This is a genomic window from Chlamydia caviae GPIC (assembly GCF_000007605.1).
GTDB lineage: Bacteria > Chlamydiota > Chlamydiia > Chlamydiales > Chlamydiaceae > Chlamydia > Chlamydia caviae.
On sequence record NC_003361.3, the window covers coordinates 63,137 to 87,030 of the forward strand.

Here is a 23,894-nt window from a genome sequence, read left to right on the forward strand (position 1 = left end):
AATATTCATGGAAGAAGCTGCGAAACATCTAGCCAAAGAATTTCTCTGCTCAGGAATTAACTTCTTTTTGAGTGGGGAATATGAACAGGCAGAACGAAGGCTAAAAGAAACTTTAGAGCTAGATCCTAAAGCAGCGCTAGCCTACTGCTATTTAGGAATTATTGCTTTAGAATTAGGAAGAATTCCTGAAGCGCTAACTTGGTGCACAAAAGGATTAGAATCCGAGCCTGGGGATAGCTATTTACGTTATTGTTATGGAGTAGCTTTAGATCGGGATAATCGTTGTGAAGAAGCTATAGAGCAATACCGTGCTTATATCATTTTGCATCCAGATGACGCTGAATGTTGGTTTAGCCTAGGAGGGGTCTATCATCGTTTGGGTAGATATATAGAAGCAATAGAATGCTTTGATAGGATCTTAGAGCTGGATCCTTGGAACCCACAGAGCATGTACAATAAAGCTGTTGTTTTAACAGATATGGACAATGAGCTAGAGGCTATTGCTCTATTAGAGACTACGGTAAGTAAAAATCCTTTATATTGGAAAGCGTGGATAAAGTTGGGCTACTTACTTTCACGCCATAAGCAATGGGACAAAGCCACAGAAGCTTATGAAAGGGTTGTGCAGTTACGTCCCGATCTATCCGATGGTCATTATAATCTAGGTTTATGTTACCTCACCTTAGATAAAACACGTTTAGCTTTAAAAGCTTTCCAGGAAGCTCTCTTTTTAAATGAAGAAGATGCGGATGCGCATTTTTATGTTGGGCTAGCTCATATGGATCTTAAGCAAAACCAACAAGCGTCCGATGCTTTCCATCGTGCGCTTGGAATTAATTTAGAACACGAGCTGTCTCATTATCTTCTCGGCTATCTTTATCATATGGAAGGGCAGTCAGAAAAAGCAGAGAAAGAGCTGTCGTTTTTAACTGTGAAAGACTCCATGTTCGCTCCTTTGCTACAAAAGACGGTGTCTTCGGGGCAATTTGAACGTAGATTGGATGTGCTGCCATAAACAATAAATTAGAAATCGCAAATTATTAAGGTAAGCAATTTTTTTGATAATTCGTTGAGCCCTCATGAGGTCAAAAAATTGCTTTGACTTAAAAAGTTTGGGGACAAAAAATAAAGATCTCAAATGGTTTTGTGTTTCAAGGCCATAGGTCTTTTTTTTTTTTTGAACACAAAGTATGATTTCTAAGAGAATGTCTGTTATCAACATTCTTTTCTAAACAGGCGTGGAAGCCGAAGCCAAGCTTTTTTTTCACGCCTTCTTTAATGCTTCGAAAAATATTGAAAATCTGTTAGTCTAGTTGAGCCCTCGTGTAGTCCTACACAATGACATTAGATACGCAGAGGTTGGGCGTTTATGAGCCAGTCTATAGAAGATTTTTTACAGAATCATCAAGATTATCCTTATGGTTTCGTCACACCTATAGAGTCGGAGGGATTAACTAGAGGTCTTAGCAAAGAGACTATCGAAGAAATTTCCCAATTGCGCAAAGAACCTTCTTTCATTTTAGATTTCCGCTTAAAAGCTTATCAGCATTGGAAAAAATTGCAGGAGCCTGGCTGGGCTAGGCTAAATTATAATCCTATGGATTATGAGGAGATCGTCTATTTTTCTGCTCCGAAGCAAAAAAATCCTTTAGGGCGTTTAGAGGAGGCTGATCCTGAAATTTTAGAGACTTTTAAAAAGCTGGGCATCCCTTTAGATGAGCAGAAACGTCTATTAAATGTTCAGAATGTCGCTGTAGATTTAGTTTTTGATTCTGTATCGATAGGGACGACCTTCAAAGAAGCTTTGGATAAAGCTGGGGTGATTTTTTGCTCAATGAGTGAAGCCATTCGTGAACATCCTGAACTAATAAAAAAATATTTAGGCACAGTTGTCTCTCATAGGGACAACTATTTTGCAGCTTTAAATGCTGCTGTTTTTAGTGATGGTTCTTTTGTCTATATTCCGAAGGGTGTGCGTTGCCCTATGGAGATTTCTACCTATTTTAGGATTAATGATAAGGAGTCAGGGCAATTTGAACGCACGTTAATTATTGCAGAAGATGATGCTTTTGTGAGCTATCTTGAAGGGTGTACGGCTCCATCATTTTCTTCAAATCAGCTGCATGCAGCTGTTGTAGAGCTCGTAGCGCATGAACGGGCTGTTATTCGTTATTCTACCGTGCAAAATTGGTTTTCTGGAGATAAGAAAACGGGCAAGGGTGGAATTTATAATTTTGTAACCAAGCGTGGCTTGTGCGCGGGTTATAAATCAAAGATCTCTTGGTCTCAGGTTGAAGTTGGCGCAGCAATTACGTGGAAATATCCAAGCTGCATTTTGAGGGGGAAAGAAAGCGTGGGAGAATTTTATTCCATAGCTTTGACAAATGGCAAAATGCAAGCCGACACCGGGACTAAGATGATTCATGTGGGGGAAAAAACAACTTCAACAATAGTTTCTAAGGGAATTTCTTCTGAGGACTCTCATAATACTTTCAGGAGTCTTGTTTCTATTTCGGAAGGAGCTGTAGGAAGTCGTAATTACACACAATGTGATTCGATGTTGATAGGCCAGTCATGTGGAGCTTATACCGATCCTAAAATTACGGTAGAAAACTCCAAATCATCAGTTGAACATGAGGCCACAACATCGAAATTACGCGCAGATCAGTTAATGTATTTGCGTAGTCGCGGATTGAGTGCGGAAGAGGCTGTAAGCTTGGTGGTGCATGGGTTTTGCCGTGAGATTATCGAACAGTTGCCTTTAGAGTTTGCTCGAGAAGCTTCGAAATTATTGTTTGTTAAGTTGGAAAATAGCGTGGGGTAGTTGATGCTACATATACAAAACTTACATGTATGTTGTGAGGATGTTAAAATCCTGGATGATTTAAACTTACACATCTCTCCAGGAGAATTACATATTATTATGGGCCCTAATGGAGCAGGAAAATCTACCTTTGCTAAAGTGTTATCAGGAGATGATAGCGTGTCTATTATTTCTGGAGATATTCGCTTGTTGGATCAGGATCTATTAGACAAAGCTCCTGAAGAACGAGCGCAGATGGGATTATTTATGGGATTCCAACAGCCTCCGGAAATTCCTGGTGTAAACAACAGGCTTTTCTTGAAAGATGCTTATAACGCCTGTAGGCGGTCTCGTCAGGAAGAAGAAATAGCAGAAGCTGAATTTGATATGCTTCTGTCTTCTGTTTCTGAAACTTATGAATTTGAATCATTTAATCACTTCTTAGAAAGAAATATCAATGAAGGATTTTCTGGCGGGGAGAGAAAGAAAAACGAAATCTGGCAAATGCTTGTTTTAGAGCCAGAGATGATACTATTAGATGAGCCCGATTCAGGATTAGATGTGGATGCTTTAAGGTTTATCTGCAAAACGATTGAGAAGTATCGAGAGATTCATCCTAAGAGTGCTGTGTGTATAGTTACGCATAACCCTAAATTAGGTAATCTTCTTCAACCCGATCACGTTCATATCTTATTAGAAGGAAGGATAGCGTGTTCAGGGGGAGTTTCTTTGATGCGTGAGCTAGAAGAAAAGAGTTATCACGAAGTATTGTCCTGCTCTTCTCGGGGGTAATATGTTGAATTTTTTAGAACATAGCCGCTCTATAGCTAAAGGTTCTCCTATACATCAAGCGACGCAAATATGCTATGAGAAACACTTTCAGTCTGAATCTTTTAAAGAGATTTTTCGGGCTTTCTCTTGGCTTAAGGATCTTACGCAATTTCCAGAGAAATACTATATTTCCCATGGAGGATCGGAGACTGCGAAGCAACATTGGTTACATCATGAAAATTCTCTGTCTTGCGAGTGCATTTTAATTAACGGTAAATACGAACCTTCACTTTCTCAATTACCAGAGGGAGTGTTGTCGATGTCGTTAAAAGATGCGCAATCTGTTTTCTCTACTTTTATTCAAAGATATGATGTAGATGCACAACCTCTAGCATTTCTGAATGCTGTGTGTTCTCAAGAAGAAGGAGTCGTTATTTATGTTCCTGAAGAATTTCAGGTGCGTGAACCTTTAAGCATTCGTCATATTTGCTTCCCAATGGCTCAAGATGAGCGGGTGATTTATTCTCCAAAGATTGTCGTCATCTTAGGAAAGCAATCCAGCTGTTCTGTCCAAATTTCTCATCATACTGCGCGAGAAAGCGGTGTTACTGAAAGCTTTGCTATTATTAATGGTGTTACAGAAGTTTTTGTATCAGAGGGTGCGGAGTTGTCTTTAACTATGCTACCTAAATACATCCACGAGGAAAGAATAAGTTGGTCGCATATAGCAACTATTGAAGAACAGGGGGCCTGTTCTATAACCCAATATCTTCAAGAAGATGTTGGAGGTTATGGTTGGTTTGACAATACCTTTTCTATGATAGGAAATAACGCTCATGGAGAGTCTTTGGTTTCTACCCTATCTCCGAAAAAGACGTGGGTAAGGAACCTTATGTATCATGATGCAGAGTCTACAACATCACGACAGAATATCAAATCCATCCTGTATTCTGGGCATTTCCTTTTTGAAGGAGGTATCCATATAACGTCTCGTGGGATGTTTGCTGATGCTTATCAAAAGCACGACACGTTATTGCTTAGTGATCACGCCCATGTTACAACTTTCCCAAGATTAGAGATTCTTACCGATGATGTTAAAGCCTCTCACGGAGCTACGGTAGGACCGTTAGATGCTCAACAGATGTTTTATATGCAATCTCGGGGAATGACACGCGAGGAAGCTCAGAAGAAGCTTGTTCGGGGATTTTTATCTGTAGAGACTTCTCAAGAGCATTTTCCAAAGTTGACCAGACTATCTCAAGAAATTATTAAGGAGCGCTCTATAGATGGTATGTAGGATAAAAGAAGACTTTCCTATTTTTGCTAATAAAGAGCTTCAAGGGGAACCCTACATTTATCTAGACTCTGCTGCTACCACGCACAAACCTAAAAAGGTAATAGAGGCGATTAGTGATTTTTATAGCAGTACATATGCTACTGTAAATCGTAATGTCTATAGTTCTTCGAAAAACATCACCGAAGATTATACTGCTGTTCGTGGAAAGATACGCGAGTGGATACACGCTGCGTATAATGAAGAAATTATTTTTACTCGAGGCACGACAGCAGCTTTAAATTTATTGGCAATATCTGCCAATGATACCTTCATTCCTGAAGGTGGTGTTGTATTAGTTTCTGAAGCAGAACATCACGCAAATGTTTTATCTTGGGAATTAGCTTGTCGTAGACGCGGATCTTGCGTGAAGAAAATAGCTGTTGATGATTCTGGTTATATAGATCTAGAGCATTTAGAGGCCTTGCTTAAGGCTGGGGCTTCTTTTGTCAGTATAGCACATGTAAGTAATGTTACAGGATGTATCCAACCTTTAAAGCATATAGCCCATCTTGTTCATCAATACGGAGCCTATATTTCTGTAGATGGTGCTCAGGGAGTTGCTCATACCTTTGTGGATGTTGTGGATTGGGATGTTGATTTCTATGCTTTTTCAGCTCATAAGATGTATGCGCCTACAGGGTTAGGCGTGCTATATGGTAAGAAAGAGCTTTTAGAAAAACTATCTCCTGTAGAGGGAGGTGGGGATATGGTCTCTATTTATGATAGTGAAAATCCAGAATATCTTTCTGCGCCATTAAAATTTGAAGCAGGAACCCCCCCTATAGCTTCTATTTTAGGATTAGGAGCTGCTATAGACTATCTACAATCTCTACCTGATACTGTATATCGGCAAGAGGAAGAGCTAACGCAGTATCTTTATAATGAGCTCATGACGATTCCTGGTATGCAGATACTAGGTCCGGGGATAAATCAGCTGCGCGGAGCTTTGGTGAGTTTGAAAGTTCAAGGCGCGCATCCTTTTGATATCGGTTGTCTTTTAGATCTTCAGGGAATAGCCGTGCGTACAGGGCATCAATGCGCACAACCTGCCATGAACCGATGGAATCTAGGCCATGTTCTTAGAGTATCCTTGGGGATATACAACGATAAGAAAGACATTGATACTTTCATGTCTGCTTTACGAGCTATACTAGCTAGAGTGCGGGTGTAGTCTTAGCGAGAGCTTTCTTGAAACGCAATGCGTTCTTTGTTAGGGCTCCAGCGCAAATACGTCTGTCTACATTTATCCATTAGCCAATTTTTGATGTATTGTGGTCTGTGGATATTGGGCAACGTATATGCTGCATGTGTCATATCTATACGATAGATCCCGTGATACTTTGTTTTTCTGTTTAGTGTATTTCCTAAAACAAAAGAAAAAGGGTAGTGTTTCTTAACTACTTCTGCACATGCATCGTCATATTTCCCAAAAGGATAGAAAAATCCTAAGGGAGTTTTCCCAAGAGCTTGTTCTATAGAATATTTAGATAAGAAAATCTCTGTAGCAAGGTAGGGAGGAGAGTGTTGTAAATTGCGAATAGCAAATCCTGATGAGGCTAATTGTATATAGGGAGAATCTGCAAGTATTTGCAATTCTTGTTTTGTACAAAATGGTTGATGAGCTGCAAAAACTTCATCTTGAAACGCGAGAGTTTCGCTAGGAGATAAACGATGGCTGAGAGGAAGAGAAGAAGCAGAATCTTTAGCGACATATCTCCAAGCAATTCCAACAACAGCAGGGATGTGATGCTTTTGTAGAAACGGAAAAATATGAGAGTAAAAATCTACGGAGGCATGATCAAAAGTTAACATCAGGGATAACTTTTTTATAGGTTCTCCGGGGAGCACTAAGGGATAAGCTTGTTTAAGCAGTAACAAATACCTTTGCAATTTTTCTAAAAGACCTGGCTGTTTAGAGAAAAAGACTTGGCGAAAGGCTAAAACAATCAGCATATGCTTGCCTTACGATGCGGGTTTGTTATCCTCGTGAGGATAGATAACTAAAGATCCAGAAAGAATTTTTGGGGAATGTTGAGGAAAGGGTTCTGTTGCTGTTTGTGTAGAAGAGGAAGATTCCGTTGAGGAGTTCGAGAGCTCTTGAGTGTCTACAGGAGATGGCATACAGATCCTTAATATAAATAGGTAGTTAGCGCTTTTTGCCAAAACGTTTAGTTAATGTCCACTCTCCATCCTTATAGAATTGTTCAAACTCTTTGAACAATGGCAGGGTTTTGAGTTCTTCAAAATCCGCTTCGGTATCTTGGTTTAAGATTTCTTTGATTTCTAGGATTCTTAGAAGTGTGAGAAAGCGTAATGTAGGATAATCTTCGGAAGATGCCGCCAATTGAAGAAGCTGGGAAGATTTTTCTAAAGCTACGTGATAATCTTGATTAGCTTGAGCATCTACGATTTCTTTTAATAAAACCTGAGCTGGAGAGGGCATATGGAAATTTGCTCCGCTACCGTAGGCAAGTCCTGCATAATAAGCACCACGTAGGGGCTCATTATGAATGTAAAAACATGAAGAAAGGAAACCTGCATAAGGTTTTAACGAGTTCCCACCCATGCGATAGGCACGTTCTAACATAGGTAAGGCAGTTTTAGGAGGTATGAACCCTTGAAAAACTGCAGCTTCTGCAGTTTTTGTAAGAAGAAGAATACTTTCATGCTTCTCGCGATCGCTCTTTTGGAAATTATAAATGATCTTTCCTGTCAGGAATAGGGACGAGGTCACTAGGACTGTTAAAGCAAACGAATAGGAATAAACCCTTTTCCATATAGAGGATAGTAAGTTCTTCATGATTTTAGAATGCAAAGCGCTTAATGCCCTCAGTGTATCTGGAAAAAATTTTTTCGTAAACTCCTTGATTTGAGATATCCTAACAGGAGGAAACACTAAAAAAAGCACTTCACTTCTACAAGCTCTTTTGATAGAAAAACTTCTGTGATACTATTTCTCCTTAAAATAAATTGGGATAAATACCATCTCTATGCCACTAATAATGTTTCAGAGATGAAAAGAAAATAGCGAAGGTAGTTTGTGAGCGGAGTTATCAATAAAGATACGATAATAGAAGTGGCTGTTGATAGTATTCGGGTGAGTCCCTTTCAACCTCGCCGGGTGTTTTCTGAGGCAGAGCTTCAGGAGTTAGTGGCGTCTCTACAATCCGTAGGGTTAATACACCCTCCTGTAGTTCGTGAAATTCGTAGTGGTGATAAAGTTTTATACTATGAATTAATTGCTGGGGAACGTCGTTGGAGGGCTTTACAGCTTGCAGGATATACTACGATCCCTGTTGTCCTTAAGCAAGTGATTGCTGATGATATTGCCGCAGAAGCAACGCTTATAGAGAATATCCAACGTGTAAACCTCAGCCCTATGGAAATGGCAGAGGCTTTTAAAAAGCTCATTAATGTTTTTGGTTTAACTCAGGATAAAGTCGCTCTGCGCGTAGGGAAAAAACGTTCTACAGTTGCAAATTACCTACGTCTTTTCTCTTTATCGGAAACTATTCAAAAAAGTCTTTATTTAGGAGAGATTACCTTAGGACATGCTAAAGTTATCCTGACTCTTGAAGATCCTAAATTGCGAGAAATTCTCGCTGAGAGGATTATCTCGAAGCGTCTTGCTGTTCGTGAAGCAGAGCAAGAAGCAAAGAAATTATTGTCAGGGGAGTCTATATCTTTATCTTCTAAAGAACATGTAAAAACACCCTCAACTGTATCTTATCAAGATATGCAAGAGCGTCTTAGCCAATCTTTAGGCTATAAGGTAACAGTAAAATCACAAGGTTCTCACCATAGCGTCTCTCTACATGTTCACGATGAAGAGCAGCTAAAGCAGTTAGAGGAGTGGCTTTTGAAGAAAGCCTAGTTTTTATAAAGAAGATCTTAGATCTTCTTTATTATCTTTTAAAGAATGCACTGATATGAGTGCTTATCCCCATCGGTTCGTTCTGGAATAGGTCCTTGAAGGCAGGTTTTTTGTCGCTTAGGACAGCGATTATAAAAAACACATCCCGTAGGTGAGGGGATCTCGGAAGAGTTTGTCTGATATGCTTTTAATTTGTGCTCTATACTGCGATTTTCTGGAAGGTCAGGAAGTTGCGAGTTGAGAAGCATTTGCGTATAAGGATGTTTAGGATTTAAGAAGATCTCTTCTGTTGTTCCTGATTCAACAATTTTCCCTTTATACATAATCATTACTTCCGAACAAAAAGAGCGCACAACAGCTAAATCATGAGAGATAAAAAGATAGCTCATCTTCAGCTCTTTTTGTAAATTTGAGAGCATATTTAAGATCTGCGCTTGCATCGAAAGATCCAAAGCAGAAACTACCTCATCACATATAATAAGCTTAGGAGCTCCTAATAAAGCTCTAGCTATGGAGACGCGCTGTTGTTGACCACCTGAAAGTTGATGAGGATAACGGTAAAAATAATCAGCAGATAACCCTACAAGTTCTAAAGTATCCCCAATAACAGAGTGGAGCTTCTCTTTTGTAATTATACGGTGATGAATAAGAGCGTGGCCCAAACTGTCAAAAATCGTTTTTCTAGGATTTAAAGAAGCTTTGGGATTTTGAAAAACCATACGCACGAAAGAACGAAGCTTTTTTAAATCATGCTTAGAGTGTAGTTTGATAGGGGTGTTATTAAAAGATAAATAGCCAGAGGTTAGCGATAATAGTCCAGAAAGCGCTAGGGCTAGTGTTGTTTTCCCCGATCCCGATTCTCCAATTAGACCTACGATCTTCCCTGAAGGTATAGAAAAAGAAACATTATCAATAGCTCTTGTTGCTATTGTTTTTTTCCAAAACCAGCTCGAACGCTTGTAGTAATATTTTTTTAACTGATTAGCTTGTACTAAAGGATCATTCATATAGCCAGCACCTTACTTTATGCCCCTCGCTTGCATTGTGAACTTCTGGAGACTCGTTTTTACATTTCCCATAAGCTTTTGAACATCTCGGGTAATAGCAGCATCCAGAAGGAAGAGAGCTATAGTGAGGAGGTTGTCCAGGAATTGCCCTAAACGTTTCATTTTGCAGCGAAGGGCGTGACGCTAAAAGATCTTGGGTATAGGGATGGCAAGGGTTATGGAAAATTTCCTTTGCAGAAGCATATTCTGCCTTTCTTCCTGCATAGAGGACGAGGACCTCATCAGAGGTTTCAGCAACAACACCCATATTATGGGTGATGATGAGCAAGCTCATCCCGAATTTCTCTTGTAAGCCTTTTAATAGTTGTAAAATCTGATATTGAACAGAAACATCGAGAGCTGTTGTTGGCTCGTCAGCAATTAAAATTTCTGGAGAAGCAAGCAGAGCCATAGCAATAGAGACTCTTTGTAACATGCCTCCGGAAAGCTGGTGAGGATAGAGTTTTAAACAGAGTTCAGGATTATGGAATCCTGTATCTATAAGAGCTTGGATGATTTTCTCTCGTCCTTCTTTATGGGGAAGATGGAGATGCGTGCGGATAAACTCTTGGAATTGTTGCTCTATTGTGAAAACAGGATTTAAAGAGGATTGGGGATTTTGGAAAATCATAGAAATTTTCGTTCCGAAAATCGATCTTAGGATTCCCCGCGGTGCTTCTAACAAATCTTTTCCATGGAAAAGGATTTTTCCTGACGTAGAAAATAGCGGAGAAGGTAATAGCTGCATAAGAGCCTGAGCAGTTACCGATTTCCCCGATCCTGATTCTCCGATAATCGCTAATGTTTTCCCCTTATGTAAATCAAAGGACAATGACTCGATAATGGAGTAGCGTTCGCGACGTTTATTCAGGCTGACCGATAGATCTTTAACCTGTAAGATAGGTAGATGAGTCATAAGTCATTTACAAGATCGTTAAAGCACGTTATTATTGCTAAAAAGGTATTCTTATGCAAACCCTTGCTCGTCTGTTCGGACAGTCTCCTTTTGCCCCGCTACAAGCGCACTTGGAAGTCGTAGCATTTTGCGTTCAGCAAATGGTGCCAATCTTCACAGCCTTGCGTGATGGGGATTACAAACAGGTACAAACAATAGCGAAAAATATTTCTGATAAGGAATACCAAGCAGATTGTATAAAAAATGATATGCGCAATCACCTTCCTGTAGGCTTATTTATGCCGATATCGCGGGCAGGATTGCTAGAAATTATTTCTATACAAGATAGCATCGCTGATGTTTCCGAAGATGTAGCCATCTTACTTACCGTTAGAAAGCTGCATTTTTATCCAGAATTTGAGAAGATCTTTTTCCAATTCCTACATAAAAGTGTTGAAACTTTTGATCTTACTATGACGGTCATACAAGAATTCAATAAATTACTAGAAAGCTCTTTTGGAGGGCGTAAAGCTGACAAAGTACGGTTTCTAGTAAGTCGCGTAGCGAAAGCTGAGCACGAGTGTGATGTTATTCAACGAGAGATCATGCAAATATTCTTTTCTGATGAATTTATGATCTCTGAAAAAGAATTTTATTTATGGCTGCAGGTAATTAAGCGCGCTGCGGGGATTTCCGATAGTTCGGAAAAACTTGCTCATCGAGTTAACATGACGTTAGAAGAAAAGTAATATTTCATGCTTGTTCTACTCATTTTTGTTCTCTTATGTGGTTTTTATACCTCTTGGAATATAGGAGCTAACGACGTGGCTAATGCCGTTGGTCCTAGTGTGGGATCCGGGGTATTAACATTACGTCAGGCAGTAATCATCGCTGCTATTTTTGAATTTTTAGGAGCTTTGTTCCTCGGAGATCGTGTTGCAGGAACTATAGAAAGTCGTATAGTCTCTGTTTCCGATCCGTTGATCGCCTCTGGCGATTATATTTATGGTATGACGGGGGCCTTATTGGCCACAGGAGTCTGGCTACAACTTGCATCATATTTCGGATGGCCGGTTTCTACAACCCATTCTATAGTAGGAGCTGTAATCGGTTTTGGTCTTGTTCTTGGTAAGGGAACAGTCATTTATTGGGGATCTGTAGGGACAATTTTAGTGAGTTGGGTAATCTCTCCGCTCATGGGAGGTTGTATTGCTTACCTCATCTTTTCTTTTATACGTAGAAATATCCTTTATAAGAATGATCCCGTAGGTGCAATGATTCGCATAGCACCATTTCTTGCTGCTTTTGTCATCATTACCTTAGGAATCATTATTGTTTGTGGCGGCGTGGTTACACGCTTGGTCCCTCTTCCCTTGGCTTTACTGTTAGTGTTTCTTGTCGGCAGTCTTGCCTATGCCCTCATGTTTAAGTATGTGCATACATCACATTGCTCCTTTATTTGTGAATCTCCGAAACCCGGAAGTTTGCTTTGTCGTTTAAAAACATGTGGGGGAAACTACGGTAGGAAATACCTTATCGTAGAGAGAATCTTTGCTTATTTGCAAATTATCATTGCTTGTTTCATGGCTTTTGCCCACGGATCTAACGATGTGGCTAACGCCATTGCTCCTGTAGCTGGAGTTTTGCGCCAAGCATATCCCCAAGTGTATTCTTCCTATACATTAATAGGGCTTATGGCTTTCGGCGGCGTCGGATTAATTATTGGATTATCCGTTTGGGGATGGCGCGTGATTGAAACTGTAGGGTGTAAGATTACCGAACTTACCCCCTCAAGGGGATTTTCTGTAGGCCTAAGTGCTGCTGTTACAATTGCTTTGGCATCAGCTATGGGCTTGCCTATATCAACAACTCACGTGGTTGTGGGAGCTGTGTTAGGCATAGGTCTTGCTCGTGGGATTCATGCGATTAATTTAAATATTATCAAAGATATTATCATGTCGTGGTTTATTACTCTTCCTGCAGGAGCGATACTCTCTATTCTATTTTTCTTTGCTTTAAGAGCGCTCTTCCATTAAAAATAGGGAAATCATCTTAGATAGTTTCTCAAGGTATATGGATAGATTGACAGTCAGGGAACTTTCCCCAGAAGAAAACAAGGTTTTAGTTCGTGTAGATTTTAATGTTCCTATAAAAGATGGGAAGATTCTTGATGATATTCGCATTCGTAGTGCTATGCCAACAATTAACTATCTGTTGCAAAAACGCGCTGCTGTAATTTTAATGAGTCATTTAGGCCGCCCTAAGGGAACGGGGTTTGAAGAGAAGTATTCCCTCCAGCCTGTTGTTGAAGTTTTAGAAGGCTACTTAGGCCATCACGTTCCTTTAGCTCCCGATTGTATTGGGGAGGTTGCTCGTCAGGCAGTAGCGCAGCTATCTCCAGGGCGCGTATTGCTATTAGAAAATCTCCGTTTCCATAGGGGTGAAGAACATCCCGAAGAAGATCCTACATTTGCTGCTGAACTTTCTTCTTATGGAGATTTTTATGTGAATGATGCTTTTGGGACTTCTCATAGAAAACATGCTTCTGTTTATCATGTGCCCCAAGCTTTCCCTGGAAGATCTGCAGCAGGCCTTCTTATGGAGAAAGAACTCGAGTTTTTAGGGCAGCACCTTCTGCATTCTCCTAAACGTCCTTTTACTGCTATCCTTGGTGGGGCTAAAGTATCTTCAAAAATCGGGGTAATAGAAGCCTTACTATCGCAAGTGAACAACTTACTCTTAGCAGGAGGCATGGGATTCACCTTCTTAAAGGCACTAGGTAAGTCCGTAGGGAATTCCCTAGTTGAAGAATCGGGAATAGAGCTTGCTCGTCGTGTTTTGAAACTTGCAGAGCAGCGTAATGTGCGTATCGTTCTCCCTATAGATGTAAAAGTTGCCAAGGCGTGCGAGCCTGGAGTCAGCTGGTCAGAAACACTTATAGATCAGGGGATTCCTGCAGATCTTGAAGGTTTAGATATCGGAACCAAAACGATTCAAGAGTTTTGTAAGATCATTGATGCTTCAGCAACAGTATTTTGGAACGGCCCCGTCGGTGTTTATGAAGTTCCTCCTTTTGATCAAGGTTCTATGGCTATCGCCAACTGTCTAGCACGACATTCTTCTGCAACTACCGTCGTGGGTGGTGGTGACGCCGCTGCTGTTGTTGCTTTAGCCGGATGTACCTCTCAAGTCTCACACGTATCGACAGGCGGGGGAGCTTCTTTAGAGTTTTTAGAAAACGGCTTTTTACCAGGCACAGAAGTTCTCTCTCCAGCGCAAGATTAAGATTATTAAGCGGTTAGCATTATATCAGGGGCTCTATATAGAGCCCCTGATATAATGAAAGCGTACGTATATAATGACTTTCTTCGTTGATTTTCGCAGTTAAGATTTCTTTAATGCGTATGTAATGTGCTTTTATAAAGAATTAATAATTTTCTATTTTCCTCGATACAAACTTATTTTAATTTCTCATTCAACTAAAGACCTTGTTTTTAAGCTATTCATTTATAGTGGTTAAGGTCGATTCGACGCGCTCTCGCTCTTCAAATCTCAAGAAGCCTGCTTCATATAGCCTAAGAAGCACATTTTCAGCGTGATACGCCTTATTTGTTTGTTAGTTTGTTTTTCTTCATTTTTATAATTAAACTGTTCAGTTTTGGTTTTATTTTTAAATAAACATGTGCGGCTAAATCAGTTTTAATTTTAAAATTAAAATATAAAAATGGAGAAAAACTATGGGAATTAATCCAAGCGGTCGAAACAATAACAATGATCTATGGATTTCAGGAGCTCATGAGCAACATCCAGATGTCCAGGAAACTAGAGGATCTTCTGAAGCAGCGGGACCCAGTAGAGTTTCTTCACAAAATAATACACCAGAGACTCAGGGTTTCTTATCAAGAATCAGTTCCGCTGTAAATAGTTTCTTCTCCGGAATATTTGGTAAGAGCTCTTCACAAACAAGTTCTCAGGATTCTTCGCAGCTAGCTACTCCGTCTAGTAGTCGTAGATCTTCGACTGCATCAGATTCAGATATGGATGTAGAGGGAGAGGGATCAGATACAGGTAGTGTAGCATCAACAGAAAGTACGAGCTCTAGCGATAGTGCAAGATCAACAGAGGGTGCTGCTAGAGGATTACAGAAGAAAGGCTATACTCCAGGAGTTAAAGCGGACTCTCCAAGAGTTCCTCGTAGAGGAATTCAACGTCCGAATACCCCACCTCCACCACCTCCAACTGCAGCAGGGACATCACAATCTCCATCAACAAGTGGAACTGGGGTGACAAAACGTAAGGCTCCTCAACCTCCAGCAGGAGATCCTAAAAGAACACGTCATGAAAGTGGATCCTCTATTTCTAGTACAGATTCTACAGTGAGTACAGATTCCGGTGTTGATGAGTCACAATCCATAGCAGCTAAATTAAAAGCAGAATTAGAAGCTAATAGCGCATCGAGACAAGAGCGGTTAGAGGCGTTATCTGGTCAGATTAAAGACCGTTGGACAAGTCAAGAAACTCAAGAGCCGGTGGCTTACAAGGTTTCTTGTATGCAGACATTAACAGCACGATTAGGGCAAGCACGTGCGGATGCTCAGAAAGAAGTAGAAGTAGCGCGTCCTGGAATTAATGAACGTCCATTAAAGGCAGCGTCTTCTCTAGCTCGATCTATATGGGATCTTGGAGAGAAAGAGCAGAGACAAGATGGGGATTCCGTCCTTCTTCAAGTGCTGATACGCATGGGATTAGAGGGAGGCTTATTAAGCCCTGAAGTTGACTACGTGGATTATGTAAATCAGCTTGTTAGTGAATATGGAGATTCTGAGGAAGATTACGATTGGCAACCTACAATGCAAACTCTTGCTCAAGATTTAAATGAGATAAGAAATACTAACCCCAATGGTATGCATAAATTCTGGTCTTCATTTTCTGGAAAAGGTGAGGTCGTTGTAAGGAGCTTAGCCAATAAGTATATGGCTACAAATGCAGGAAACTATGAGCCTTCTTCGGTTAAAACTGCTAATCGTTGGAATGCCGGTGCTTTGGATTTAATGAAGTCTTTAAATCCCGGAGTCTATGTAACAACAGTATCTGTCTTAGGCTTGGATGCTTTTAGTTCAGAAGAATAGGATGAGGAGGTTTTAGTTATGGGATCACCAATTTCAGGTGGTGGAGGCGTTGAACCCCCATGGAAAGATCTATTTACAGAGCAGGGTTCTTCGCCAGAGGGTGAGGCTGACGATATTGATTTAAACGATCGTATTTCCGATCATGTGGAATCTATCTTCGAAGATCAACAGGCTGAACGTGGTATTCCTGAAGCACATGCTTCTGAAGGAATGAATAGCGATCTGCAAGGCAGAGTACAGTCAGAACCTCAGGAAGGCTTCTTAAGAAGCATACTCAATAGAATCCGTAGCGCAGTTTATAGATTATGGCATCATAGATCGGGGTCTCGTTCAAGAAACGCGAGCTGTTCTAAAGGTTATGCCGATCTTTTTGCAGAAACAGAGCTGCCCGCATCAGCTATTGCTGAAGCTCAAGCAGCTACAAAAGAAACCGCGGGGTGCTGCGCATCTATAAGAAAGTTCTTCACGAAAGCATTTAGAAAAATGTGCAACTGCATCACTAAAAGACAAGCAGAGTCGTCTATAGATTTTTGCGGTGGAGATCCTGAAGGGCCTGAGGGAACCATGGCGCTTGCATTAATGTTGCGTATGGCGTGCAAGTGGGCCTCACAACAAGAATTTTTCTGCAAATTGCAAAAGAAGGGGTTGGACGCCTTTATATCCATGGGAACAGCTCCTATTGCAAGTATTGTAGAAGCCACAGCTATTTTAACACAGCTGGAGGACATAGTAGAAGGAGAGAAACCAGAGTCTATAGCCACAGTTCGGGGGATTACAAAACTTTGCGCTCTTTCTTATAACGCAAGAATTTGTTGCAGGGAAGCTATAGAGTCTCTCCAGGAAGGCGATCCTGACTACGACTATACAGCGATGCTGAAGTTGGCTACGCGTCTTGATAATCTTGCAAGTAAGGGCTCTCAAGAATCTACTACAGTGAGACAAATTCTCTCATCTTTGCGCTGCACGCATACAAATTTAATGGCAGAATATCTCAGTGTATGGGCAGATGATTCTTCACAAACCAGTCAGCCAGTTCCCATAAATTATGATTTAGTTGTTGCTATTGTTGGTAGCAACTTACCTTCTTTAGAAGAGGCATACCGAGATGATCGTGAGGAATACGAGAAAAAACTGAACGATATCATACGAAACTTTTTCTTTTCCTATGAACCAAGATCATCTAAATTGAGAAGGTTGTATCAAGGCAATACAGAAAATTTTCAAGATCTGGGGTAAAGATAGGGGAGAGCTATTTGTAGAAATAAAAATAATGCATTAATATTTCCTCTAGAGAATAAGCAAAAAGAAAACGCTACAGTCGTATTCTTCCCATGATGTTGGATTTGCGATTTTCTACAGACTATTATTTACGTGTTGTCGAATTAGCGATCCGTGATGGATCGCGCGCTCTTGTCTATAATAAGAAACAATCTCTTTTAGAAACTTGGCCTATAAATGCACCTCTTTCTTCTGATCACGATGACAGGAAAGAAACCATCCAACAAGGCATTCAGGAGATTTTTTCACGTTCCGTGATTTCCTATTCCTTATCAGGAAGGCTCCTTTCTATTATTGATACGCGTCTACGTCAAGAAACACCCTACACAGGTATTTTATATAGAGTGTTTCGCAAAGACACATTCTTGAGAAAAAAGGCCGTTGTTAAGAAGCTCCTATTATTAAAGAATATCATTTTCCTAGAGCATCAACGCCCCTTAAATAAAATCTCTACTGTGGCGCATTCTGTATTTGGAAAGGAAAAGACAAATTTTTCTTCATGGGAAGACTTTACCCATGATGTAGAAATCCATGCAGAAAATACTGATATGAGCTCTTCGGTAAAAGAAAGCATGGCTGCAGAGGCTTCTTCCCAAGTCATAATGGAAGCTTTGATGACTTTTTTAGAAAGCCAAAATACCTACCTACCTTTGAGTTTAGAGCTTTTAGATCAATTTCTTTCGGAAAAGGTAGTGCCTTTACATACACTGTCAGAAAGAAATTTCCACCTACTCACAGAACTAAAAAATCTCTACACATTCAGTCGTGAAGACTTCCAAGCGATTCTTGGAGGGATTATTACCAACTCTCTTTCCGATGTTCTTGCAAATTCTTTAGTAGGCTCTCAGCTGCTCTCCCCCCAAGGGAAAGCTATGGTAAGTACTTGGAAAGAAATTGTTGAATTTTCTTCAGAAGAGGCTATTGTTGCTCAAGGATTTCTAGCCGAAATCCTTCGGCGTATCGTTTCTGAAGATTTAACAACTGCTATTTCAATAACTAACGATGCCGCTCCAGAACAGATCGGCAGGATGTACAGTATCCGTGATTGCAGTCCAGGATTATGGTTGAAAATGATGCGCATACTTTTAATGCGCTGGCTTTTGGACTTCGATAATAGGGTGTACTCTTTATTGAAAAAAGGGATCAACTATTACACGCCACAACCGACCCTCTGGCAGCAAATATTGAGCCTATTTAAAAAATTTTAATACTAGTCTTTATTTTAAAATCTCCTTTTCTCTGCTATAGATAATAGAGTTTAAATAGATAGTTTTTCTTTTAAGGTTTTTTCAAAGGAAAATAACGTAAAAAAAGTGTATACTTCCTCCGTTATGGTTCCTTTTCGTCTACATCATTTATATACATTACTTAATGAGCTCTACACCACACCTATCGGTGAGGCTAATCGTGTAGCTTTATATTTTAAACAACATCGTTCTTTAGGTTCTAAAGATCGTCAATGGATAAGCGCGCGTATTTTTGCTATTCTTCGTCATCGACGGTTATTAGAAGCTCTTATCCAACAAGATAATCAAGAGGTGACTCCTGAGACTTTAGTGGCTAAGGTTGAAGAAGGCGTTTTGGATGATATTGAAAAATATCAAGATCTCCCTTGGCCTGTGCGCTATTCTGTATCCGATGATCTTGCTGAATGCTTAATCGAAGATTATGGCCAAGAACGAGCCAAGGAGCTCTGTGAGATTTTTCTTCATGAAGCCCCTTGCGCTATTCGTGTAAATACACGACGGACTTCTGTAGAAGATCTCCAAAAGCGTTTAGAATACCCCTGTACACCAGGATCTGTTCCAGGTTCTCTATGTTTTGATAAGCGCTACCCTTTACAACATAGTGCAGCTTTTCATCGCGGTTTATTTGAAGTTCAAGATGAATCGTCTCAGAAAATCGCTTTAGGCATTCCTATAAGTAAAAAAGATCGTGTTTTAGATTTTTGTGCAGGGGCTGGAGGGAAAAGTCTGATTCTTGCTGAGAGAGCGCATCACGTTGTATTACATGATAGCCGTAAGGATATTTTGGAAGAGGCAAAACAACGTTTGCGTAGAGCGGGAGCAAGGAACTTTTCTATAGGAGAGCAACATCTAAGAAGAAATAGCTTTTCTATTGTTGTTGTTGATGCTCCTTGTACAGGATCAGGAGTATTCAGACGGCATCCTGAAAAGAAAAGCCAGTTTTCTAAGAAACTTCTTACTACATTTTCACAAGTGCAGAGAAAGATTCTCAGAGAAGCTATGCATTATGTAAAACCTGGTGGAAGGCTGATCTACATTACCTGTTCTCTACTTTCTCAAGAAAATGAAAAGCAAGTTGCGTTCATGAAATCTTTGGGGTGGGAAGAAGAACGTCATGTACACACTGCGTTATCAGCAGAAAGCGGGGACGGCTTTTTTGCTGCCCACTTTGTTCATAAAAGTAGCAAGGCACCTATATAGAACGCCTATGCCATGTTCATGGTAAGGGTCATTATTCTATGTCGGATAATGACCAACAATAAATCGTGACATTCTCCGGATTTTTCTGAGAATTTATCAAATTGTAACAAGATATGCAGAAGATTTATAGGGTCGTTCCATATTTCAGGACGTTTTAATGCAGAAATTACCTGTTTGAGAAAGTAGGCATGTTGCTCGTCTCTGATAACTTGTGGGTCTTTCCAAAAGTGCCAAGATGATGTTGTTGGAGCATCATTTTTAGAAATACACAATGTAGCAAATACTAAACTCTCAGAAGTTTCGCCTCCAATTCCCGCTATAGGTAGGAAAAAAGCAAGCAAGCTACAAATTAGATATTTGCGCATAATATTCCCTGTTATCTCAATAATACCCACGTAGTTTATGCAAAAACCAGGTTTTCCATAAGCTAAAAGAAAGAGTTATATCATAGGTAATACCGAGAGGATTTCCTGCGATGTGCACGCGTTTTCCTATAATACAGAACGATTAACGTCAAAATAATATACGTTCTATATGAGGTGATTACACGCTTGCCATACAAACAGATTTTTTGGATCGCGAGCAGGCGGATAGTATCTGGTGCATATAGAGGTTCAGCACGGACCTTCTCCCCAGAGAGATTGCGAAATACCCAATGACCCAGAAGATCACCCTTTTGAATAGGAAACTTTGTTGCATGAGGAACAAAACAGATAGTTCGAAGCTCTTCTCCTTCAGAAGCATAGAAATCGTAGTAGACGCCATTAGGTAAAGGAATAGAAACTTTCCCTAAAAGCCCCAAGCGTAAGGTATATTTTTCCGTAGGAGGAATGAGATACCTCCGTAAAACAGGCTCGTTAAATACTCCCTCACATAAAGCGATAACATCTTCATAAAGCTCCCCCATAGTAGGATAGCCCGCAGCTATAGTGATAATAGAGCGACCATGTTTTTTCGCCGCGAAGACAAGATTTTTTCCAGCATCTTTTGTTGTTCCTGTTTTCCCTCCTAATGCGGGAGGATAGTAATAGGTAGATCCAGGAAGGATGAGTTTATTTGTAAGATTTAAAACTCTCTCTTGGCTGAGATTTGTCGCGGCCATTTTATAATTGGTAGTGCGAATAACCTGACGAAATAAAGGCTCTTTTAGACCTTCACGCATAATAGAGGTTAAATCTCGAGCTGTTGTGTAGTGGTTAGGGTGGTGCAAGCCATGAGGGTTATTAAAATGGGTGTCAGCGCAACCTATCTCTTTCAGGAAGCTATTTAATTGCTTCATAAACTCGCTTACAGATCCCGAGCAGGCCATAGCGAGGGTATTAGCAGCATCGTTAGCTGAGCAGATCAATAACGCATGAAATAGGTCCCATCCCGACACCTCTTCTTTATTTTGCAGTTGTATTGTCACACCATCGGTTTCTAGCCAATGTGGAGGGCTGCGATAGCCCGATTGTTTTTTAGCCTGAGGGGTGATTGAAGCGATAGCATCTTGTTTTACAGTAATGAAGCGATTCAAAAGATCGGGATGTTTTCTTAAGATAAATAGCGCTGTGGCTATTTTTGTCATGCTTGCAGGATAGATTCTTTTGTCTATGTCCTTAGCATAAAGCACCTTGCCAGTTTCCGATTGAATGACGGCTACGGCATTTCCTCGTGTTTCGGGGAAAGGTGAATTCGCATACGAAGGAATCGTAAAGATACCTGCAAAAAAACCAATCAGGCCAGATCTAAAAAAAACTCTTGTCATTGTAGGGGTTTTGATAGCTTGTTACTTAGGTTGGAATCTTCGCGTAAGTCTGAGAAAGCTCTTGACGCCCCTTAAAATAAAGAATTACCATGAGTGAGAGGGAAAACGCTATGAGTTTGGATTTTTTAGAAGAATTTTACCGTCGTTCTATTTGTAACAAAGGAACGGCATTTCCTGAGGGCTTCATGGATATTGCCGATGTCCTATCCCATTCTGCGTCTGAACTTAAAATCGAGTCTATGAGCGATCTTCCTGTTAACAATTTCATCATTGCAGAATCGGCAGATAAACTCACTTTATTTAATGCAGATTTTGCTGTTTGGTTAGTGCCTGAGCTTGTCCAAGGAGAAGCTGTGACTCGAGGATACATCGCTTTATACCATTCTGGAGGGGATTATACTCCAGAAATGGCATTTCAAGCCTCTGGGGAGTACAATCAATCAGCATTAATTCTTGAAGCACTTCAGATATATCTACAAGACATAAAAGATACCGAAAGCACGCTACGCTCTTTCCGCTTTAATCAAGACTAGTGCCGCTATTATGGATTTTTAGATGAACGATATTGGAGTCTCCATGTCTTTCATACTGAAATTCATCCACAGAGTTTTTTGCTAAGAAGATCCCTAGCCCACCCAGTTTTCTCTCATCTAAAGGAAGTTGATCTTGAATATCAATAGATGCCGTTAGAGGATTAAAAGAAGGCCCATTATCTTTGATAGTTACCTTTAAAGCCTCTTTATCTCCATCACAACAAATGATGATTTTTCCAGGAGAGGGGGCTTCTTGGTATGCATAGGAGATGATATTAACAAGAAGTTCTTCGCAGGCAAGTTCAAGCTTTAATAGCTTTTCTTTTGGGAATGTATTGAGTTGTCCTGTCTCTTTTACGAAGTCGAGCATATTGTGAAGTTCACTAAGGAGTGCTGGAAAGACTGCTTCTCCATCAGAAGAGGTCATAATATACCTGTTGAACAATAGTCTCAGCTAAATGAGCGTATAACACACGCCAAGCGCTCTTAATAGCTTCATTGTGCATTTCAAATTGGCCTAAGGCAAATTGATGAGCATTCGCCGTGCCTAAATCAGGTTCAAAATCAAAGGAGACCGATCTTCTTGATAAACAGTCATCGACAATGACTTTCCCCGAATGCTTGTCAATAAGTTGTACTTTCGCAGATATAGATAAACGCCCCTCACTAGAGACAATAAAATGTCTTGGGGTCTTATCATCAATTTTATTTGGGGCATACGTAAAACCCGTATTCTCGTCAACTTCATTCAGGAGCTGTACCTTGAGAAGATAGCGAGCGTTACTTTCTCCGTTGCGTATAGGAAGAGAACGTTTCCCTAATTCATAAATGAGAGCTGATGTCAATTGTCCTAAAGAATCTTTTTCAATAGGAGAAATGTAGATGCCCTCAGAACGTATAGAGCGTCCTAAATCCGATAAGGCCGCTGAAGAATTTAGGAGAGTATATCCACTGCAAGAAGATAGTCCTAAACCGGATAAACAAGAAAACAGGGCAAAAACTAATATACGCATGAGAATTATCTTAAAACTAAGAAGAATGTTTTGCTATTCTATTTAGTCGTTTATGACACTTAGCTACTAAAGATGATTCAGGGTAATTGTCAATCGCTGCAGTATAATAGATGCTCGCTGCATGATGCTTCTTCTTTTTCTCATAAAAACGTCCAGTAGCGTATAACCCTGAAGCATAACGCTCATGCATAGAGCGAACATTAGCAGAGACAACCTCTGTTAAAGGATGGTTAGGATGTTGTTTTTTAATAGCTTCTTCATTGATCTTTGCTAAATTTAAATACTGCACATTATGAGGCTCTTTTTGTGCTTGCATAAGATAAATTTCTGAAAGACGCACAAAGGCTTTTGGAGATAATGCATGCGCAGAAAATTGTAACGTGAGCTTTTTGAAAATCTTAATAGCTTCGGAAAAATCTTTTGTAATAACAAGCAAGTCACCTTTTAGATACAAAGCTTGAGCTCCTAAATCTTTATCTGGGAAAGCTGTGAGGATCTCATCGTAAATACGTAAGGCATCAGCATCAGCATTAACGAGTTTAGGGAATCCTTCCAAAAGGAATAAGCGCTTGCGTTTTCCTTGAGCAAAGCTCTGCGCTATAGAATACTTCATTAGAAATAACTCTTCAGAATAGTCAGCATCAGGAAGTTGCATGTAAGCAGCAAAAGCTTTTTCAGCTAAATCTGGTTGACCATTTTTAAAGTAACATACTCCAGTTAAGTATACAGCTTCAGTGTACAAAGGATCTTTTGGAAAATGATGAGTAATCATACCAAAACAAAGCAATGCTTTACGGTAACTTTGTTGTTCTAAATAGTTCTTTCCTTCTGAAAGATATTGCTCCGGAGAGTATTTAGGTACAAACTTTTGAGGAGATAATTTACCAGAAAAAGGCTCAAAAGAAATTGGCCTGGCGTAGCATCCAGAACACAAAAGTAGTAATAAAACAACGAACTGTAAAACAGATTTCATAAATCCGGCATGAAGCTATGATAACAAAACGTTATCATAGAAAAGAAAA

24 protein-coding genes are annotated in these 23,894 nt (G+C 40.1%); 14 read left to right on the top strand and 10 right to left on the bottom strand.

Going from position 1 to position 23,894, the window contains the following annotated elements; translation table 11 throughout:
- Window positions 1-7: 7 nt before the first annotated feature.
- From CCA_RS00280 to CCA_RS00300, 5 genes are all read left to right on the top strand, one after another.
- A complete protein-coding gene (locus CCA_RS00280) occupies window positions 8-1,015 on the top strand; it encodes a tetratricopeptide repeat protein (protein ID WP_011006022.1) in 1,008 nt (335 codons plus the stop codon).
- 354 nt (window positions 1,016-1,369) lie between these two features.
- The gene (gene sufB / locus CCA_RS00285; RefSeq protein WP_011006023.1) at window positions 1,370-2,824 is read left to right on the top strand and encodes a Fe-S cluster assembly protein SufB; all 1,455 of its coding nucleotides are present in this window, start codon (window positions 1,370-1,372) and stop codon (window positions 2,822-2,824) included.
- A 3-nt stretch (window positions 2,825-2,827) separates the two neighbouring features.
- Window positions 2,828-3,595: a Fe-S cluster assembly ATPase SufC gene (gene sufC / locus CCA_RS00290; RefSeq protein ID WP_011006024.1), complete on the top strand. Its 768-nt coding sequence runs from the start codon at window positions 2,828-2,830 to the stop codon at window positions 3,593-3,595.
- A 1-nt stretch (window position 3,596) separates the two neighbouring features.
- Window positions 3,597-4,871 carry a Fe-S cluster assembly protein SufD gene (gene sufD, locus CCA_RS00295; protein ID WP_011006025.1) on the top strand — a complete coding sequence of 425 codons (1,275 nt, stop codon included), beginning with the start codon at window positions 3,597-3,599 and terminating at the stop codon, window positions 4,869-4,871.
- The gene (locus CCA_RS00300; protein ID WP_011006026.1) at window positions 4,861-6,081 is read left to right on the top strand and encodes a SufS family cysteine desulfurase; all 1,221 of its coding nucleotides are present in this window, start codon (window positions 4,861-4,863) and stop codon (window positions 6,079-6,081) included. The genes sufD and CCA_RS00300 overlap by 11 nt, the downstream gene beginning before the upstream one ends.
- Before the next feature lie 2 nt (window positions 6,082-6,083).
- Here CCA_RS00300 and CCA_RS00305 read toward each other — a convergent pair whose 3' ends face one another.
- Genes CCA_RS00305 through CCA_RS00310 form a run of 3 tightly spaced genes read right to left on the bottom strand, consistent with a single transcriptional unit; the run spans window position 6,084 to window position 7,710 of the window.
- Window positions 6,084-6,863 carry a polysaccharide deacetylase family protein gene (locus CCA_RS00305; RefSeq protein WP_011006027.1) on the bottom strand — a complete coding sequence of 260 codons (780 nt, stop codon included), beginning with the start codon at window positions 6,861-6,863 and terminating at the stop codon, window positions 6,084-6,086.
- A 9-nt stretch (window positions 6,864-6,872) separates the two neighbouring features.
- Entirely contained in the window at window positions 6,873-7,031 is a 159-nt protein-coding gene (locus tag CCA_RS05340) for a hypothetical protein (protein ID WP_162826057.1), read from the bottom strand.
- Between the two features lie 25 nt (window positions 7,032-7,056).
- Window positions 7,057-7,710 (bottom strand): hypothetical protein, encoded by a 654-nt coding sequence (locus tag CCA_RS00310; RefSeq protein ID WP_011006028.1) that lies wholly within the window; start codon window positions 7,708-7,710, stop codon window positions 7,057-7,059.
- 240 nt (window positions 7,711-7,950) lie between these two features.
- Between CCA_RS00310 and CCA_RS00315 the strand changes: the two genes are divergently transcribed.
- Window positions 7,951-8,784 (top strand): ParB/RepB/Spo0J family partition protein, encoded by an 834-nt coding sequence (locus tag CCA_RS00315; protein ID WP_011006029.1) that lies wholly within the window; start codon window positions 7,951-7,953, stop codon window positions 8,782-8,784.
- Between the two features lie 38 nt (window positions 8,785-8,822).
- Here CCA_RS00315 and CCA_RS00320 read toward each other — a convergent pair whose 3' ends face one another.
- Window positions 8,823-9,791 carry an oligopeptide/dipeptide ABC transporter ATP-binding protein gene (locus CCA_RS00320; RefSeq protein ID WP_011006030.1) on the bottom strand — a complete coding sequence of 323 codons (969 nt, stop codon included), beginning with the start codon at window positions 9,789-9,791 and terminating at the stop codon, window positions 8,823-8,825.
- The gene (locus CCA_RS00325; RefSeq protein ID WP_011006031.1) at window positions 9,784-10,746 is read right to left on the bottom strand and encodes an ABC transporter ATP-binding protein; all 963 of its coding nucleotides are present in this window, start codon (window positions 10,744-10,746) and stop codon (window positions 9,784-9,786) included. The genes CCA_RS00320 and CCA_RS00325 overlap by 8 nt, the downstream gene beginning before the upstream one ends.
- A gap of 53 nt (window positions 10,747-10,799) precedes the next feature.
- Here CCA_RS00325 and CCA_RS00330 point away from each other — a divergent pair, with 53 nt between their 5' ends.
- The 7 genes from CCA_RS00330 (at window position 10,800) to CCA_RS00360 (ending at window position 19,579) form a co-directional block, all read left to right on the top strand.
- A complete protein-coding gene (locus CCA_RS00330; RefSeq protein WP_011006032.1) occupies window positions 10,800-11,474 on the top strand; it encodes a TIGR00153 family protein in 675 nt (224 codons plus the stop codon).
- A 6-nt stretch (window positions 11,475-11,480) separates the two neighbouring features.
- A complete protein-coding gene (locus CCA_RS00335; RefSeq protein WP_011006033.1) occupies window positions 11,481-12,761 on the top strand; it encodes an inorganic phosphate transporter in 1,281 nt (426 codons plus the stop codon).
- 37 nt (window positions 12,762-12,798) lie between these two features.
- The gene (locus CCA_RS00340; protein WP_011006034.1) at window positions 12,799-14,010 is read left to right on the top strand and encodes a phosphoglycerate kinase; all 1,212 of its coding nucleotides are present in this window, start codon (window positions 12,799-12,801) and stop codon (window positions 14,008-14,010) included.
- A 452-nt stretch (window positions 14,011-14,462) separates the two neighbouring features.
- Complete coding sequence (semD, locus tag CCA_RS00345; RefSeq protein WP_011006035.1) at window positions 14,463-15,854, top strand: SemD/SinC family type III secretion system effector; 1,392 nt, start codon at window positions 14,463-14,465, stop codon at window positions 15,852-15,854.
- Between the two features lie 18 nt (window positions 15,855-15,872).
- Window positions 15,873-17,090, top strand: coding sequence for a TmeB family type III secretion system effector (locus CCA_RS00350; protein WP_011006036.1), 1,218 nt, complete (start codon window positions 15,873-15,875; stop codon window positions 17,088-17,090).
- 95 nt (window positions 17,091-17,185) lie between these two features.
- Entirely contained in the window at window positions 17,186-18,340 is a 1,155-nt protein-coding gene (locus CCA_RS00355; protein ID WP_011006037.1) for a hypothetical protein, read from the top strand.
- 123 nt (window positions 18,341-18,463) lie between these two features.
- Window positions 18,464-19,579, top strand: coding sequence for an RsmB/NOP family class I SAM-dependent RNA methyltransferase (locus CCA_RS00360; RefSeq protein WP_011006038.1), 1,116 nt, complete (start codon window positions 18,464-18,466; stop codon window positions 19,577-19,579).
- Between the two features lie 5 nt (window positions 19,580-19,584).
- Here the strand turns inward: CCA_RS00360 and CCA_RS00365 are convergent, their stop codons facing one another.
- Together CCA_RS00365 and CCA_RS00370 are read right to left on the bottom strand one after the other, a co-directional pair.
- On the bottom strand, window positions 19,585-19,944 hold the full coding sequence (locus tag CCA_RS00365; protein WP_041462188.1) for a hypothetical protein: 360 nt from the start codon (window positions 19,942-19,944) through the stop codon (window positions 19,585-19,587).
- 80 nt (window positions 19,945-20,024) lie between these two features.
- The gene (locus CCA_RS00370; protein WP_011006040.1) at window positions 20,025-21,326 is read right to left on the bottom strand and encodes a D-alanyl-D-alanine carboxypeptidase family protein; all 1,302 of its coding nucleotides are present in this window, start codon (window positions 21,324-21,326) and stop codon (window positions 20,025-20,027) included.
- 110 nt (window positions 21,327-21,436) lie between these two features.
- On the opposite strand from CCA_RS00370, the gene CCA_RS00375 reads away from it, so the two are divergent.
- Window positions 21,437-21,859 (top strand): hypothetical protein, encoded by a 423-nt coding sequence (locus CCA_RS00375; protein ID WP_011006041.1) that lies wholly within the window; start codon window positions 21,437-21,439, stop codon window positions 21,857-21,859.
- Here CCA_RS00375 and CCA_RS00380 read toward each other — a convergent pair.
- From CCA_RS00380 to CCA_RS00390, 3 genes are read right to left on the bottom strand one after another with little or no spacing between them, the layout of a single operon-like run.
- Window positions 21,846-22,286 carry an ATP-binding protein gene (locus CCA_RS00380; protein ID WP_041462189.1) on the bottom strand — a complete coding sequence of 147 codons (441 nt, stop codon included), beginning with the start codon at window positions 22,284-22,286 and terminating at the stop codon, window positions 21,846-21,848. The genes CCA_RS00375 and CCA_RS00380 overlap by 14 nt on opposite strands.
- Window positions 22,273-22,872 carry an LPS assembly lipoprotein LptE gene (gene lptE / locus CCA_RS00385; RefSeq protein ID WP_011006043.1) on the bottom strand — a complete coding sequence of 200 codons (600 nt, stop codon included), beginning with the start codon at window positions 22,870-22,872 and terminating at the stop codon, window positions 22,273-22,275. The genes CCA_RS00380 and lptE overlap by 14 nt, the downstream gene beginning before the upstream one ends.
- 16 nt (window positions 22,873-22,888) lie before the next feature.
- The gene (locus CCA_RS00390; RefSeq protein ID WP_011006044.1) at window positions 22,889-23,845 is read right to left on the bottom strand and encodes a tetratricopeptide repeat protein; all 957 of its coding nucleotides are present in this window, start codon (window positions 23,843-23,845) and stop codon (window positions 22,889-22,891) included.
- Window positions 23,846-23,894: the final 49 nt, after the last annotated feature.